This is a genomic window from Roseburia sp. OM04-10BH (assembly GCF_003462605.1).
GTDB classification, from domain to species: domain Bacteria; phylum Bacillota; class Clostridia; order Lachnospirales; family Lachnospiraceae; genus Roseburia_C; species Roseburia_C amylophila.
In genome coordinates this window covers 113,458-129,434 of record NZ_QTZI01000001.1, presented here as the reverse complement: position 1 = coordinate 129,434, position 15,977 = coordinate 113,458, and the positions used below count along the sequence as shown (strand labels likewise).

Genomic DNA, 15,977 nt, shown 5'->3' with positions numbered 1-15,977 from the left:
CTCCTATTCCTGAAATACTTTTCCGGCTACTTCTTCAATCAACTGTGCAGTTCCATCCACACCCAGCAAATCGCTGTTAATCAGCATATCCCTGTTATGTCTGTCTCCACGATTGCTTCCGGTCAGTGCCATATGTCTTTTGTGATAACGTTTATCTTTTTCCACAATCAGCAATTTTGCATCATCTGCCGAAAGATTGTGGCTTTCCATTACATTCTTTATCCGGATTTCATCCGGTGCATAAATGAAAATGCGTAATATTGGTTTCTGTTCTTTTAAAATATAATCAGCAGAACGTCCTATAATCACACAGGACTCTCTTGCTGCGAGTTTTCGAATAATTGTTTTCTGGACGTGAATTGCACGTTCTGTCAAATCAGCATATTTGGAGAAAGAACCCCTGACATCACCTTCTGCTCCTTTACCGGCAATGGTCACTCCTTCTTCTACCTTTTCCATTATATCCTTGGGAATTCCTACTTCTTTGATAATCTCATCTACCGTTTCACGGTCATAAAACTTGATGCCTAAATCCTGTGCAACCTTTTTCCCAATCTGATTTCCTTTTGCGCCATATTCGCATCCTATTGTAATAACAAGATGTTCCATTTTGCTTCCCTTCCTTAATGTATATACATGCGTTTTTTCTCATCCATACGAACCTGCCACTGGCAGCTTCGTATGGATGCCTGACAACTATCTGCATAAAAAAGACGAGGGCGCACTTATTTTCTGTGACATCCTCGTCTTTTCTATTTCTTATTTTTATCTTTCTGTTATTCTTCCGGTGCCCGGTTTGAAGGACACGGATTCCTAAAATTCTTATTTTTCCAGTGATTTTACCGTTTCTTCAATGATTGCATATGCCTTGTCGCAGTCTTCTGCGGATACGATAAGTGGTGGCACCATACGAATGACATGTGCACCGATAGCTGTAATCAGAAGCTTTCTGTCTAAGCAGCCATGTTTTACATCTACACCGGAAATGGTATCATCAAATTCTACACCAACTAATAAGCCCTGATGTCTTACTTCTTTGACATGTGGTAATTTTTCTAATTTTGCTGAGAAATAGTCTCCCATTTTCTTTGCATTTCCGGCTAAGTCATTGTCTAAGAGCTCTCCTACCTCAGCTAAAGCTGCTGCACAGCTGATTGGATGTCCACCAAAGGTTGTTCCATGGGAACCAGGAGTAAATGCTTTGGCAACCTCTTCTGTTGCACAGATTGCACCGATTGGCATTCCGCCGCCAAGACCTTTTGCCATAGATACGATATCCGGTTTTACGCCATAATTCATATAGGACATTACCGCACCGGTTCTGCACCATCCGGTCTGTACCTCATCTAATAATAAGAGCATTCCTTTCTCATCACAGAACTCTCTTAAGCCTTTCATGAATTCCATGGTTGCCGGATGTACTCCGCCTTCACCCTGTACCGGTTCAATCATAATTGCGATTGTATTTTCGGTACATGCATTTTTAAATGCCTCCAGATCATTGTATGGTGCATAGGAGAATCCGTAAGTCATTGGTCCGAATCCTACCTGGCAGCCATTTCCCGGCTGACCGGTTGCTGACATTGCTCCAAATGTTCTTCCGTGGAATCCCATTTTAGCAGTTACGATATGATATTTATTTGGACCGTATTTTTCAATTCCATATTTACGGGCCATTTTAATCATTGCTTCGTTTGCTTCTGTTCCGGAGTTCTGATAGAAAATTTTATCCATGCCAAGGGTCTTACAAACTTTTTCTGCTAACAGTGCCTGTGGAATGGTATATGGATAGTTGAAGGTATGCATGATATCATCTACCTGATCTTTGACTGCTGCTACTACCTTCGGGTTACGGTTTCCTGCATTGTTTACAGCGATTCCTGCATAGAAGTCAAGATACGGTGTTCCTTTCTCATCATAGAGGTACATGCCCTCTGCTGTCTCAGCCAGAAAATCAAAACGCTCATATGTTTCAATCATATATTTATTTACTTTATCTTTAATGTCCTGTACGCTTAATCCTGTGTCTTTTAATTTCATAATTGAATCCTCCTTGACATATTCTTTACTCTTTTTTGTTTTCTCTTTAAACCGGTTTGTTTTGTTCAATGGACGGAACAATGAATGTGCCTCGGCACATTCTCGCGCCTGCGTCGGTCGCTTGCGACATCTACCTTATACGCCGCAGTGCGCATCCTCGCGGAGCGTTTTTTACTTTACAGGAAAGCAATTTCCTGTAAAGTAAAAAAGGCACTTACCGATTGGTAAGCGCCTTCGCTTTTGCTTGTCTATTATTTTGAACAGTTATACAATATCACGTCTGTTTTGCTCTGTCAATATTTTTTTACAAAAAGTTGTATTTTCCTGTTTTTTCTGCTTTTTTCAGTCTATTCGCGAGAATTAATAGAATATATTGTATGTTTTTGTGTATTATAATGCACATTTGTATTATCCATTCGTACACTATAGTATCGTTTTGACTTTATACACTCTCCGCTCCGATATAAGCTTCGATTCTATCCCGCTGTAAATGCTCTCCGATTACAATAATAACTTCCTGGCCTTCCTGAATCGGTTCCATCCGCACTCCGTTATGGGTAGCATTAAGTTGTATCCAGGAATTATCTTCTGCTTTTATAAATCCCTTAATCCGAAATACTGCTCCGCAAGAACTGTCTTCTAAGATTTCTTTTGCAACCTTCTGCATTTTTTCTGCCGTCATAGGTACATTCATAAAATACTGTGACTCGAAGCCGGAGTGTTCCTCCAGATCCATTTTTTCATAATTTTCCATTACATAGCCACTGCTCATAATCCGATGCAAATCTTCCGAAGTAAGCTGTGGTGTACTCTTACGCAGAATCTCTTTTCCCAGTCTTCTCTTACAGTGAATCTTATCCAAGGCTTCGTTGATGTGTGCAACCGTTGCATCCATTTCTTCTTCTGTAGCTTCATCGGCATGGCTTAATAGAATGCAGCCTGCATCTGCCACCTCTGATGCCAGAATAAAATCTGCCTCATCAGACAACTCTTTTTCCAGCTTGGCATCTACAATTGTAATTACATTTCCAATCTCGTACCATTGATCCAGTGGTTCTTCCCGCAATGCATCAAAGAATTCGTCCACATCAAAAATGCCGGATGGCTCCACCAGCACCCTGTCATATCCGCACATGCCCATGGCGATTAGCTTTGTCTTAAAACGTCTTCTGTGGCAGTCCTTATCACAGCCTCCGGCTACCATTTCCAGCTCACAGTTATCTCCCATCAAATCCTGCAGCAGCATCATGTCCACATTTACTGCGCCATAGTCATTCTCCAAGATTCCAATATTCATGCCCTGTTCCATCAGATACTGGGCGTATTTTCTTATAAATGTTGTTTTACCGGAACCTAAAAAGCCGGTAATTAAGTCGATTTTTACCATGCTTGTCTTCCTCCTTCTCAGATATCCCGCTCCAGCCGCCGTAAGAGCTCCTGGTATGCCTCCATTACTTTATCATGATGACTTCGGATATAAACCGTATCCGGAATGTCATGATTCTTGATGGCATACTCTAATCCCTTAAACTGCCCAGACAGCTCCATGGCTCCGATATTCGCAGACACATTTTTCAGTCCATGTACATGAATCTGATACTGTGCCCAGTCCCCTGCCTCATAATCCTGCTGCAGAGTATCCACCATCTCATCTTTCAGATAGACTTTTAATATCTTAAGATAAAAATCTTTGTCTTCCATGCATACGGACATTCCCTGCTCGGTGTCAAGGTATGGAAAACGCTCCTGCAATGATTTCTTATTTTCTTCTGCTCCACCGTCAGGATTTTTCTTTTCCACTGCCTCTGTCTGCTTGTCCGCCAGAAAACGTTCCAGTATCTTCCACATCTTCTCTTCAAAAATCGGTTTGGAAATATAATCGGCAAATCCATGCTGCAGATACATTTCCTTTGCTCCTTTTACCGCATTAGCTGTCATGGCAATTACCGGTGTAGTTTTATTCTGATGATTCATTCGCTTCATTTCTTCAAAGGTGGCAATGCCATCCATATCCGGCATCATCTGATCCATGAAAATAAGATCATAATGCTGTTCTTTCATCAGAGTCAGTCCTTCTTCCCCACTGCCTGCCACATCCACAATTGCACCAGTCTGCAGCAGCATCTCTTTTGCCACAATGCGGTTCATTTCCATATCGTCTACCACAAGGATATGCGTGCCGGCAAACTGAGGTACCGGCATCATAGCACCGACAGAAAGCTCATAGTTTTCGAAAATCTGCTTCATATCACCAATGCCATCTTCGCAGATGACCTTCTGCGGTATGATTGCCGTAAATGTTGAGCCTTCACCATACTGGCTTTCTACCAGCACTTCTCCGTGCATCATATCTACCAGACGTTTCGTCAGGCTCAGTCCCAGTCCGGTTCCCTCGATATTGCGGTTCTTATGCTCTTCTAATCTTGTGAAATTCTGGAAAAGGTTCTCCATATCCTTCTTCCGGATTCCAATTCCGCTGTCCTTTACATCGATACGCAGGTTGATATTTTCCTCGTCTATCCTGCTATAAGAAATTTTTAAAATTACATAACCACGCTTGGTATATTTTACCGCATTGGACAGGAAATTATTTACTATCTGGCGGATACGGACATCATCCCCATATAAAATGGATGGAAGATTCTCATCAATTTCCATATACAGATTCAGATTCTTTTTCTTGCAGTTAGAGGCAACTATCGTATAGCAGTCATTAATGAGGGAAGCCAGCTCATAACCCTCGCAAAGCAGCTCCATCTTTCCTGATTCAATTTTGGAAATGTCCAAAATGTCATTTACAATAGCAAGCAAGTTTCTGCTGGCCCGCTGCATATTTCCTGCATACTCTGCAATCTTCTCTCTTGGCAGTGTATCAATCTGCCGGAGCAGGAGGCTGTTCATTCCCATAATACCGTTGATTGGCGTACGGATTTCATGGGACATATTCGTAAGGAAATCGGTCTTCGCCCGGTCTGACACCCGGAGCCGCTCTAAAAGTTCTTCTTCGTAAGTAATATCCACCAGTGTTACGATAGTGTTCTGCATCTCGCCATATTCATCGCAGACCATCGAAGACGTTACCGATAAAATCTGATTGCCCTGCAGGCATTTCACCTTGCAGTGCTCTAATTTTCCCTGATAAAGCTGTTCTGCAAATTCTTCCTTATCGCACTCGCAGGTTACCAGTTCTTCAAAAGGCTGTTCCACATCTGCACCAAACAACACTTCTGCATTTGTATTATGTAAAATATGTGTTCTCTGATAATCATATACCATCACACCATAGTCAATCTGATTAAACAGATAATCTGAAACTGTTAATTTTGATATTCCAAAAGTATCATACCGGATACTAAAAAATACAGTCATTAAAAATGAAACTGTTACACCATAAACCGAACTGGGATAAGATTTAATTCCATAAAATGGCAACACCGTATCCGGAATTGCAGAAAGAAGCATAATTGTATTTCCCAGAATGATATATGCCACATATTTTCTCTGACTCTTACGCATAATTTTCTTCGACCAATATAGTACAATATAGATGCAGCACAAAAAGCAAAGCATAATATACAGCCAGTGGTAAAACACGCTGCCATGAAATTCTGTGGTAAAGCAGGTTCTTCCATTGACCCTGTAAAAATGGCGGATCCGCATACTTCCAAAAGAAACACCATCCACCAGAGATGTCAGTATTCCTAATCCAACCATCAGACCATATCCCTTTATTTTTACACCAGTCAGACACGCCACATAAATTACAATCGCAATGACATATAAATTAAAGCCCACAATTGTCATGCAAAAGAAATTCTGTGCCAATCTGTCATCTGTACAATTTCCATACAATGCTGAACCCAGTGCCCAGATTCCTCCTCCTATTCCCAGAAGCAGGATGCAAATCCGCCCCTTGTTTTTCGTATTATTAATAAAAAAGTAAAAGATGCCAACGCCAATACATATAGTTGCACATGCCACCAAAAGCACTGTTGTAATCATTCCTGCTTCCATCAATTTTTCTCCCGAGTTGTTTTACTTCATTATATATAAAATCCAGTTTGTTCGCAATAAAACAATCCCTGTGGAAGCTGCCACCAGCATTTTCTTATTGCCGCAAAAAAGCAGGAGCTCCGTTCCAGTTCCGGTGTTCCTGCTTTTTTCTGTCTTTTTCTAATTTTCCAACTCTGTTCCTACTTTGAACTTTTATTTTGAACTTTTATTTCAAACTTTTTACTTCAAACTCTTATCCCAAACTCTTATTTTAATTCTCCTGCCGGATGTATCATATCCGGTGTAATCAGCCCTTTGATAATCAGGTACTGCTCAATGGTTTTTACACAGTTCTGCACGCCAACCCGCTCACTGTTTAATGTCATGTCATAATTGACCGGGTTTGTCCAGTAATTTCCATGGGTGTAATATTCATAATAATCTGCCCGGAATTTATCCGTCCGCTCTATGGTTGCATTAGCGACCTCTTCGCTCACGCCCATATTTTCCATGGTACGGTTCACACAGAATGCTCTCGGTGCTTCAATATAAATACTCACCACATTTGGCTTGCCCTTCAGTACATAATCGGCACATTTTCCGACGATGACGCAGGACTCTTTTTCTGCCAGATCTTTGATAATTTCACTCTGATATTCAAACAGCTTGTCATCCGATACGAATTTTTCATTTCTGGAAATGTAACGTCTTGACCGTGGCAGTCCTCTTAAAAAGCTGGAAAATCCACTGGTCTCCCTCATTTTTTCATTTACTTCCTGAAAAATATTCTCATCCAGTCCACTGAGCTGGCTTGCCAGTGTTAAGATTCGGTTTTCATAACAGTGAATACCTAACTCCTTTGCCAGCTGGGAAGCAATCGCCTTTCCGCCTGTTCCGAATCCTCTTGCAAAGGTTATTACAAAATTCTCCATATTTTCTGTCCTCCTTTAACCTGCTAAATAACGACTTAAGAATTCCCGTGTTCTCGGATTCTTCGGATTGGTAAACAGTTCGGATGGAGCTGCATCCTCTGCCACATAACCGGAATCCATGAAAATGGTTCTGGTGGACACATCCCTTGCAAATGCCATCTCATGAGTAACAATAATCATTGTAAGTCCCGTCTTGGCAAGCTCTTTCATAACATTTAATACTTCTCCTACCATTTCCGGGTCCAGTGCAGAAGTCGGCTCATCGAAAAGAAGTACTTCCGGATTCATGCAAAGAGACCTTGCAATGGCAACCCTCTGTTTCTGTCCTCCGGAAAGCTGTGATGGTTTTGCATTGATATAAGGAGCCATTCCTACATCCTTTAAATGTGTGATTGCCCGGTTAAATGCCTCTTCTTTGGAAATATGAAGCACCTTTCTGGTGCAGAGCATGCAGTTCTGCAATACAGTCATATTGTTAAATAGGTTAAAGGACTGAAATACCATTCCCACCCTGGAGCGGTATTCATTGATGTCCTTCTGTACATTCCGGACTTCCTTATCATGGTAAAGGATTTTACCAGAGGTCTGCCGCTCCAGTTTATTGATACACCGCAGCAGCGTTGACTTTCCGGAACCGGAAGAACCCACTATACAGATAATTTCTCCTGCTTCTATATCAATATCTATTTTTCTTAAAACCTCATGATTCCCAAATGATTTGCTCAAATCCTTGATTGAAATTACTGTCTCTCCCATATCCGTTCCTCCTACTGATTATCCATATACTCAATTGCCAGTGCGTAATCTGTCTTGCCCTGCATTTTCTTTTCAATAAATTTGAAAATCTTATCAAAGACAAAGCACAATACAAAGTAAATCACTGCAATTACCAGGTATGACTCGAAGTATTTGTAATAATTTCCTCCGACTGTTTTTGCAGCCATGAAAAGTTCCTGTACTGCAATTACATTTAATACGGATGTCATTTTCAGGTTTGTCAGGAATGTATTTGCCATCTCCGGGATAATATTTTTAAATGCCTGTGGCAATACCACATACAACATTGTCTTAAATGGCGACATCCCCATTGCCCATGCGCCTTCACGCTGGCCCATATCAATGGAGCTGATTCCGGCACGTACTGTCTCACCCATGTAAGCTCCGGTATTTAATACCGTTACCACAATACCTGCAAATACCGGTGTCATTTCTACTCCCAGCATTTTTATTCCATAGTATACAATCATTGCCTGAACAATCATTGGAGTGTCACGGAAGATTTCCACATATACGGTAAAAATGATTTTCAAAAGCCGCATCAGAAGCTTCTTGAAAACATTATCACCCTCGCTGATTTTTGCATCATTTACAAGTCCGACAATATAGCCTAACACAAAACCAACCAGCGTTCCGATTACAGCAATTTCCAGCGTAAGCCAGGTTCCTTTGATAAACATACTTGCATATTTCTGGGCTAAAAATATCATCCACTCTAACGAATTACTCGGATTTTCTACTAACATGTTTCTCTACCTCACTTTATCTGTTACTCAGCTCACGCTGGAAATATTTCTAGTTTGCTGCCGGCTGCTGTGTCAGAACAGTATCCATCAGCTCATCCATTTTGGCTTTATCATTCCAACCAATGGCATCCATCGCATCCTGGATTTTATCTCTTAATGCGGTATCATCTTTTCTGGTAGCGATACATACATTTACCATTTCATCATCACCGGTGAAAGAATCATCTGCATCTAACTGAATAATCACAAGGTCATCATTGGTAAGTGCTGCTGACTGTGCGGTTGGCAAATCTACGACACATACATCTGCAACACCATTGGATATTGCCATGAAACATTCGGATGTTGTCTCATAATTTCCTGACTGCTCTGCACCTTCAATCTGATCCAAAAGAGGTACCCAGCCGGTTCCTAACTGTGTTGTTACTTTACATCCGGTTCCTGCCAGATCAGAAAGTCCTTTTACATTTTCATAAGCACTTCCCTTTTTTACTACGATACAGTTATCTCTGTAATAATATGGTTCTGTAAATGAATAAGAAGCTTCTCTTTCTGCTGTTTTTCCCATTCCTGCAATGATTACATCATAATCTCCTGCATCTAATGAGATTCCAATGGAAGACCATTCTACTTTATGAACCTCTAAATCCATTCCCATCTCATCAGCAAGTTTCTGGGCTACTGCCACATCATATCCATATGCATAATAGTCAGATCCATAAATCGGAACCGCCTTGCTTCCATCCGGTGTTGTATCACTGTCCTGTGTCCAGTTAAATGGAGCATATGCACATTCCATTCCAACTCTTAATACATTCTTATCAGATGTTTCTGCTGTCTCTGAGGTTTTCACATCTGTATCGGATGTTTTTGTATCTGATGAACCACATCCTGCCAATGTAGATATTGCCATAACTCCTGTCAGTACCAATGCTAATAATTTTCTTTTATTCATAATATGTTCCTCCTTAAATGCAAATGTGAAGCCGACTTTTTGTTTCTCTAGAGTATCAAAAAAGACGCTTGAGATTTCTTTCTCTCAAAGCGTCTTTGCTGATAGACAGTATAGTATACTTTCTTTTTCTTCTTTTCAACTTTCAAAATGCACAATTTGGTTGTGCGTTTTGCACAGTCTTTTAATTAAACATCAGTCTTTTTACCAGAATACAGTTTACAATATCGAGATATTCCATGGAATCTTCCAGGTCAACCTCCAGTATTTCTTCTATCTTCTTCAGGCGGTACTGCAGGGAATTCCGATGAATATACAAAGCCTCTGCTGTCTTTCCCACATTAAATCCACTCATATAATATGCCAGCAGTGTCTCCACCAGAAACGCCCCATTGGACTGGTCGTACATCTCAAGCTTCTTTAATTTGTCATTGCAGTAGTCCAGTATCTCCTGCTGATTTCCATTGTTAAACATATATTTATAAATGCCCATGGAACTGGCACTAAGCACTTTTTTATTAGTAGGATTCGGCAGATAATCTTTCTTTGGGATCAGATTTTTTGCTTCCTGATAGCTCTTGCCAAATTCAGACGGATCCGTATAAGCTGCGCCTAAAATACAGGTACTGTGTATCAGCCCATCGAACTGCGGGCGGCTGTCCAGTTTCTTTAGCAATTGTTCAATCTGCCGTTCTGTCTCCTTATCCTCCGTTGCCTCAAACAGCAGCACAAATTTATTTAAGAAACGCATATACATCGGACGATTTTCCATATGCATTACTTCCCGGTTCAGACAGTCCGTATAATAGAGATAAGTATGCTCATCCTGCTCCAGGTTAATTCCATATTTCCGGTCAATTACAATGATTCCAACACGATATGCCCGGTCGAAAGCCAGTCCAAACTGGCTGGATATTTTTTCAATATATTTATCATTTACTTCATATCCAAACAGCAGATTATATAAATAGTCCCCGGTACGCTTATTTGTAATATTGGTTTCCAGTATCAGCTGCCCGATACTCTGTGCAATATCCACGAAGGTTGCGCCTTCCCAGCGGACATAGAACAGTGGCAATTTCAATTCAACCGCCTTGTCTATCATTTTCTGTGGAATTTTCTCCCGGTCATCCACAATTGATATTGCAAGTCCGGAAATTCCCAGTGCATTCAGTTCTACCATCGTTTCAAAGGTCTTCTCGATATCAAACCGCAGATAATCCACTACAATCAGTGCGAAGTTGCCAGGATTCATATGATCTTCATATGGCTTCGTCTGCACAAAATATGTCCAGGACACCACTCTGTCCAGTCCCACTTCCCCTGTCAGCAGTTCTACTCCATCCAGATCCAAATTATTGACGTCTCTACAAGTAACCATAATGTCTCCCTCTGTTGGTTGTGTATGAGTTGCAAAAAACCCGGAGAAGTGCGAACACTCTCCGGGTTAATTTTACTTATTTTAGCAATTCATTGCAAGAGCAAAGATTACTCGATAACTGTAGCAACACGTCCAGATCCTACTGTACGTCCACCTTCACGGATAGCGAAAGTAAGACCCTGCTCCATAGCTACTGGATGAATCAGTTCGATAGTCATTTCTACGTTATCACCAGGCATACACATCTCTGTACCTGCTGGTAATTCACAAACACCAGTTACGTCAGTTGTTCTGAAGTAGAACTGTGGTCTGTAGTTATTGAAGAAAGGTGTATGACGTCCACCCTCATCTTTTGTTAAAACGTAAACCTGAGCTGTGAATTTTCTGTGGCAAGTAACAGTACCTGGTTTAGCAAGAACCTGTCCACGAACGATCTGGTCACGGTTAACACCACGAAGAAGTGCACCGATGTTATCACCAGCCTGAGCCTCGTCTAACTGTTTACGGAACATCTCGATACCAGTTACAACTGTCTTCTGAACATCTTCCTTAACACCAAGGATTTCAAGTTCGTCATTCAGATGTAATGTTCCTCTTTCTACTCTACCTGTTGCAACAGTACCACGACCTGTGATTGTGAATACGTCCTCAACTGGCATTAAGAAAGGTTTATCTGTATCACGCTGTGGATCTGGGATATAGCTATCTACAGTATCCATTAATTCCATGATCTTGTCGCCCCATGGTCCGTTAGGATCTTCAAGAGCTTTAAGAGCAGAACCCTGGATGATTGGGCAGCCTTCAAAACCATATTCCTCTAACTGCTCTGTAACTTCCATTTCTACTAACTCGATTAACTCTGGGTCGTCTACCATATCACATTTGTTTAAGAAAACAACGATGTAAGGTACACCTACCTGACGAGACAGAAGGATGTGCTCCTTTGTCTGAGCCATAACACCATCAGTTGCAGCAACAACAAGGATAGCGCCGTCCATCTGAGCTGCTCCGGTAATCATGTTCTTTACGTAGTCAGCATGTCCAGGACAGTCAACGTGTGCGTAATGTCTCTTCTCTGTTTCATACTCAACGTGAGCTGTAGAGATAGTGATACCTCTTTCTCTCTCTTCTGGAGCTTTATCGATGTTAGCGAAATCTGTAGCTGTATTACCTGCAACTCTTGCTGCTAAAACTGCTGTAATAGCTGCTGTTAAAGTTGTTTTACCATGGTCTACGTGACCAATGGTTCCGATATTACAATGTGGTTTGGTTCTTTCAAACTTAGCTTTTGCCATTTTAAAACGTCCTCCTTAATTTTATGCCCTTTCTGGGCGCTTATTTTTACATTTTAATAAGTCACTCGGCTATTTCTGATTATATAAAAAACTTGCGAGTTTTTCAAGCATTTTTATTATTTTGCTTTAGATGCAACAATCTTGTCCTGTACAGACTTCGGAACCTGCTCATATTTCTCGAAGAACATTGAGTAGTTACCACGTCCCTGAGTTCTGGAACGTAAGTCTGTTGAGTATCCAAACATCTCAGCAAGTGGAACATATGCTTTAACCATTTTTCCACCACCGATGTCATCCATACCTTCGATACGTCCACGACGAGAGTTAATGTCACCAATAACATCTCCCATGTACTCTTCCGGCATAGTAACTTCAACTTTCATGATTGGCTCAAGAATTACAGGAGCTGCTTTTGCCATAGCCTCTTTGAAAGCCATGGATCCGGCAATGTGGAATGCCATCTCAGATGAATCGACCTCATGGTAAGATCCATCATATACGGTAGCATGAACACCTACTACTGGGAATCCTGCAAGGATACCAGCTTTGGTAGCTTCTTCGATACCTTCGCCTACTGCAGGGATGTATTCCTTAGGAATAGCACCACCAACAACTGCAGAATCAAACTTGAAGAGTTCATCTCCGTTGGCATCCATCGGCTCGAATTTAACTTTACAGTGTCCGTACTGTCCACGTCCACCAGACTGTTTTGCATATTTGTATTCCTGATCAACTGGCTTTGTAAATGTCTCTTTGTAAGCAACCTGTGGAGCACCTACGTTTGCTTCTACGTGGAATTCACGAAGCAGACGGTCAACAATGATTTCCAGATGGAGCTCACCCATACCAGCGATGATGGTCTGTCCTGTTTCTGTATTTGTATGAGCACGGAAAGTAGGATCTTCTTCTGCAAGTTTTGCAAGAGCTTCACCCATCTTACCCTGTCCAGCTTTTGTCTTAGGCTCGATAGCAAGCTCGATAACTGGCTCTGGGAATTCCATGGACTCTAAGATAACCGGATGCTGTTCATCACAGATGGTATCACCAGTAGTTGTAAACTTAAATCCAACGGCTGCTGCAATATCTCCAGAGTAAACTTTTTCAAGCTCTGCTCTCTTGTTTGCATGCATCTGAAGAATACGGCCTACACGTTCTTTTTTATCTTTTGTTGCATTCAGTACGTAAGATCCGGAGTTCATTACACCAGAGTAAACACGGAAGAATGCAAGTTTTCCTACGAATGGGTCAGTCATAATCTTGAATGCAAGAGCGGAGAATGGTTCATCATCAGATGAATGTCTCTCTACTTCATTTCCTTCAAGGTCAACACCCTTAATAGCTGGGATGTCTGTTGGAGCTGGCATATATTCTACGATAGCATCCAATAATTTCTGAACACCCTTGTTACGGTAAGCAGAACCACAACATACCGGAACTGCTGTACACTCGCAGGTACCTTTTCTGAGGGCAGCCTTCATATCTTCAACAGATGGCTCTTCTCCCTCTAAATACTGCATCATAAGGTCGTCATCTAACTCACAGATTTTCTCAACCAGTTCGGTATGATATAATTCTGCGTCGTCTTTCATATCGTCCGGAATGTCTGTTACGGAGATATCATCTCCCTTATCATCATTGTAGATGTAAGCTTTCATTTCGAACAAATCGATAATTCCCTTGAAATCATCTTCTTTACCGATTGGTAACTGAAGAACGATTGCATTTTTACCTAATCTTGTACGAATCTGATCTACAGCTCCGTAGAAGTTTGCACCTAAGATATCCATTTTGTTAATGAATGCCATTCTAGGTACGTTGTATGTGTCAGCCTGACGCCATACATTTTCTGACTGAGGCTCTACTCCACCTTTTGCACAGAACACGCCGACAGCGCCGTCCAGTACACGAAGTGAACGCTCAACCTCAACCGTAAAGTCTACGTGTCCAGGAGTATCAATGATATTGATACGATGCTCTAAAGCACCTTTCTTTGGCTTTGTAAACTCTTCCAAAGTCCAGTGACATGTCGTAGCGGCTGAAGTAATGGTAATACCTCTTTCCTGCTCCTGCTCCATCCAGTCCATGGTAGCAGTACCTTCATGAGTATCACCAATCTTATAGTTAACACCGGTATAATAAAGGATACGCTCTGTCAACGTTGTTTTACCAGCATCGATGTGCGCCATAATACCAATGTTTCTGGTTCTCTCTAACGGATATTCTCTTCCAGCCAAGGTTTTTTCCTCCTAATTTTCTTAACCGAAAAAATATGCTCTCGTTCTGATTAGAAACGATAGTGTGCGAAAGCTTTGTTTGCTTCTGCCATCTTGTGCATATCTTCTTTTTTCTTTACAGATGCACCAGTATTGTTTGCTGCATCCATGATCTCATTTGCCAGTCTTTCTTCCATTGTCTTCTCGCCTCTCTTGCGTGAAAACAGTGTAAGCCACCGAAGAGCCAGAGCCTGACGACGGTCCGGTCTAACTTCGATAGGTACCTGGTAAGTTGCTCCACCGATACGTCTAGCCTTTACCTCAAGTACTGGCATAACGTTGTTCATAGCTTCCTCGAATACTTCAAGAGCTGGTCTCTCAGTCTTCTCTGCAACTCTGTCAAATGCACCGTATACAATCTTCTGTGCAATACCTTTCTTACCATCTAACATAATGTTGTTGATAAGCTTGGTAACCACTTTGTTATTGTACATCGGATCTGCTAATACGTCTCTTTTCTGAGTATGTCCTTTACGTGGCACGTTACTTCCCTCCTTAATCATGTTTTGCATCACAGGTCATTGTGCCTGTCATGTAGTATTTGTTTCGATTAATTCAACGGTACTCACATGTGTCTCTCTAAAATGTGTTCGTGCGGAAATATATCGTATGTGACAATAATTCCAACACTTACCTTTAGCTCTGTTTGTGATACTATTGGTGTGCGCTAAGCTTATTTAGCGTCTTTTGGTCTCTTAGCGCCGTATTTGGAACGAGCCTGTTTTCTGTTAGCGACTCCTGCTGTATCAAGAGTTCCACGGATAATATGGTATCTTGTACCTGGTAAGTCCTTAACACGACCACCACGGATAAGAACAACACTATGTTCCTGTAAGTTGTGCCCCTCTCCTGGAATGTAGCTTGTTACTTCGATTCCGTTGGAAAGACGAACTCTGGCGATCTTTCTAAGAGCTGAGTTAGGTTTTTTAGGTGTAGCTGTCTTAACAGCGGTACAAACACCTCTCTTCTGAGGAGCAGAAGTATCAGTTGCTTTCTTCTTTAAAGAATTGTAGCCCTTCTGAAGTGCAGGTGCAGTAGACTTCTTAACAGATGTCTGACGTCCTTTTCTTACTAACTGGTTAAATGTTGGCATTATTTTCACCTCCTGTGCTATTATTTGATAAATGTGCATTTGTATGCACACTAATTCAGTATATAAGCCGATTCGCCACTTGTCAAGCAAATTTTTCGTGCAAGCTACGAGAAACGCAAAGAAAGTTTCAGCCAGCGACTGGATACTTGTATCCTAGTCGCTGGCTGGGGCTTTCTGATGATGTGGCGACAGCCACGACTGAGATGAAGCGCAGCGGAATCGAAGTTGCGGTTCTCGTTCTTATGCCTGAATCTTTCCGTTCATGTGGCGACAGCCACGACTGAGATGGAGCGCAGCGGAATCGAAGTTGCGGTTCTCCTTCACCCTCACCTCACCGGCTCCCCTACCTCTATCAGATTTCCATCCAAATCATAGAAGCGTACCACCTTTTGTCCCCAGCTATGCGTCATCAATCGATTGACATAATGAGTGGACGGATAAAGCCTTTCCAGTTTTTCCGCAAGTGCTTCCATCTAATTGCATATTCCGTTTCAT

Annotated in this window: 13 protein-coding genes and 1 pseudogene; all 14 read right to left on the bottom strand. The window is 41.6% G+C overall.

Annotation, left to right across the window (positions count from 1 at the left end; translation table 11 throughout):
• Window positions 1–3: 3 nt before the first annotated feature.
• Window positions 4–609 carry a cytidylate kinase-like family protein gene (locus DXB43_RS00625; protein ID WP_022243674.1) on the bottom strand — a complete coding sequence of 202 codons (606 nt, stop codon included), beginning with the start codon at window positions 607–609 and terminating at the stop codon, window positions 4–6.
• Between the two features lie 213 nt (window positions 610–822).
• Window positions 823–2,040, bottom strand: a complete 1,218-nt coding sequence (locus DXB43_RS00620; protein WP_117946081.1) for an aspartate aminotransferase family protein — start codon at window positions 2,038–2,040, stop codon at window positions 823–825.
• Between the two features lie 442 nt (window positions 2,041–2,482).
• On the bottom strand, window positions 2,483–3,427 hold the full coding sequence (locus tag DXB43_RS00615) for a GTP-binding protein (protein ID WP_117946078.1): 945 nt from the start codon (window positions 3,425–3,427) through the stop codon (window positions 2,483–2,485).
• A 17-nt stretch (window positions 3,428–3,444) separates the two neighbouring features.
• A complete protein-coding gene (locus tag DXB43_RS00610) occupies window positions 3,445–6,054 on the bottom strand; it encodes an ATP-binding protein (RefSeq protein WP_117946075.1) in 2,610 nt (869 codons plus the stop codon).
• 245 nt (window positions 6,055–6,299) lie between these two features.
• Entirely contained in the window at window positions 6,300–6,965 is a 666-nt protein-coding gene (locus DXB43_RS00605; protein ID WP_117697233.1) for a cytidylate kinase-like family protein, read from the bottom strand.
• Between the two features lie 15 nt (window positions 6,966–6,980).
• Window positions 6,981–7,721, bottom strand: coding sequence for an amino acid ABC transporter ATP-binding protein (locus tag DXB43_RS00600; RefSeq protein ID WP_022243679.1), 741 nt, complete (start codon window positions 7,719–7,721; stop codon window positions 6,981–6,983).
• 11 nt (window positions 7,722–7,732) lie between these two features.
• Complete coding sequence (locus DXB43_RS00595; RefSeq protein WP_117946072.1) at window positions 7,733–8,488, bottom strand: amino acid ABC transporter permease; 756 nt, start codon at window positions 8,486–8,488, stop codon at window positions 7,733–7,735.
• A 49-nt stretch (window positions 8,489–8,537) separates the two neighbouring features.
• On the bottom strand, window positions 8,538–9,443 hold the full coding sequence (locus DXB43_RS00590) for a transporter substrate-binding domain-containing protein (protein ID WP_022243681.1): 906 nt from the start codon (window positions 9,441–9,443) through the stop codon (window positions 8,538–8,540).
• Window positions 9,444–9,624: 181 nt separating this feature from the next.
• Entirely contained in the window at window positions 9,625–10,821 is a 1,197-nt protein-coding gene (locus DXB43_RS00585; RefSeq protein ID WP_243006615.1) for a PucR family transcriptional regulator, read from the bottom strand.
• Window positions 10,822–10,928: 107 nt separating this feature from the next.
• A complete protein-coding gene (gene tuf, locus DXB43_RS00580; RefSeq protein WP_117697235.1) occupies window positions 10,929–12,116 on the bottom strand; it encodes an elongation factor Tu in 1,188 nt (395 codons plus the stop codon).
• A gap of 116 nt (window positions 12,117–12,232) precedes the next feature.
• Window positions 12,233–14,350, bottom strand: a complete 2,118-nt coding sequence (fusA, locus tag DXB43_RS00575) for an elongation factor G (RefSeq protein ID WP_117697237.1) — start codon at window positions 14,348–14,350, stop codon at window positions 12,233–12,235.
• Window positions 14,351–14,400: 50 nt separating this feature from the next.
• Complete coding sequence (rpsG, locus tag DXB43_RS00570) at window positions 14,401–14,871, bottom strand: 30S ribosomal protein S7 (RefSeq protein ID WP_207659146.1); 471 nt, start codon at window positions 14,869–14,871, stop codon at window positions 14,401–14,403.
• Window positions 14,872–15,062: 191 nt separating this feature from the next.
• Window positions 15,063–15,482: a 30S ribosomal protein S12 gene (gene rpsL, locus DXB43_RS00565; RefSeq protein ID WP_022242941.1), complete on the bottom strand. Its 420-nt coding sequence runs from the start codon at window positions 15,480–15,482 to the stop codon at window positions 15,063–15,065.
• A gap of 326 nt (window positions 15,483–15,808) precedes the next feature.
• A pseudogene (locus DXB43_RS00560) lies at window positions 15,809–15,955 on the bottom strand (VOC family protein); the annotation flags it as partial.
• Window positions 15,956–15,977: the final 22 nt, after the last annotated feature.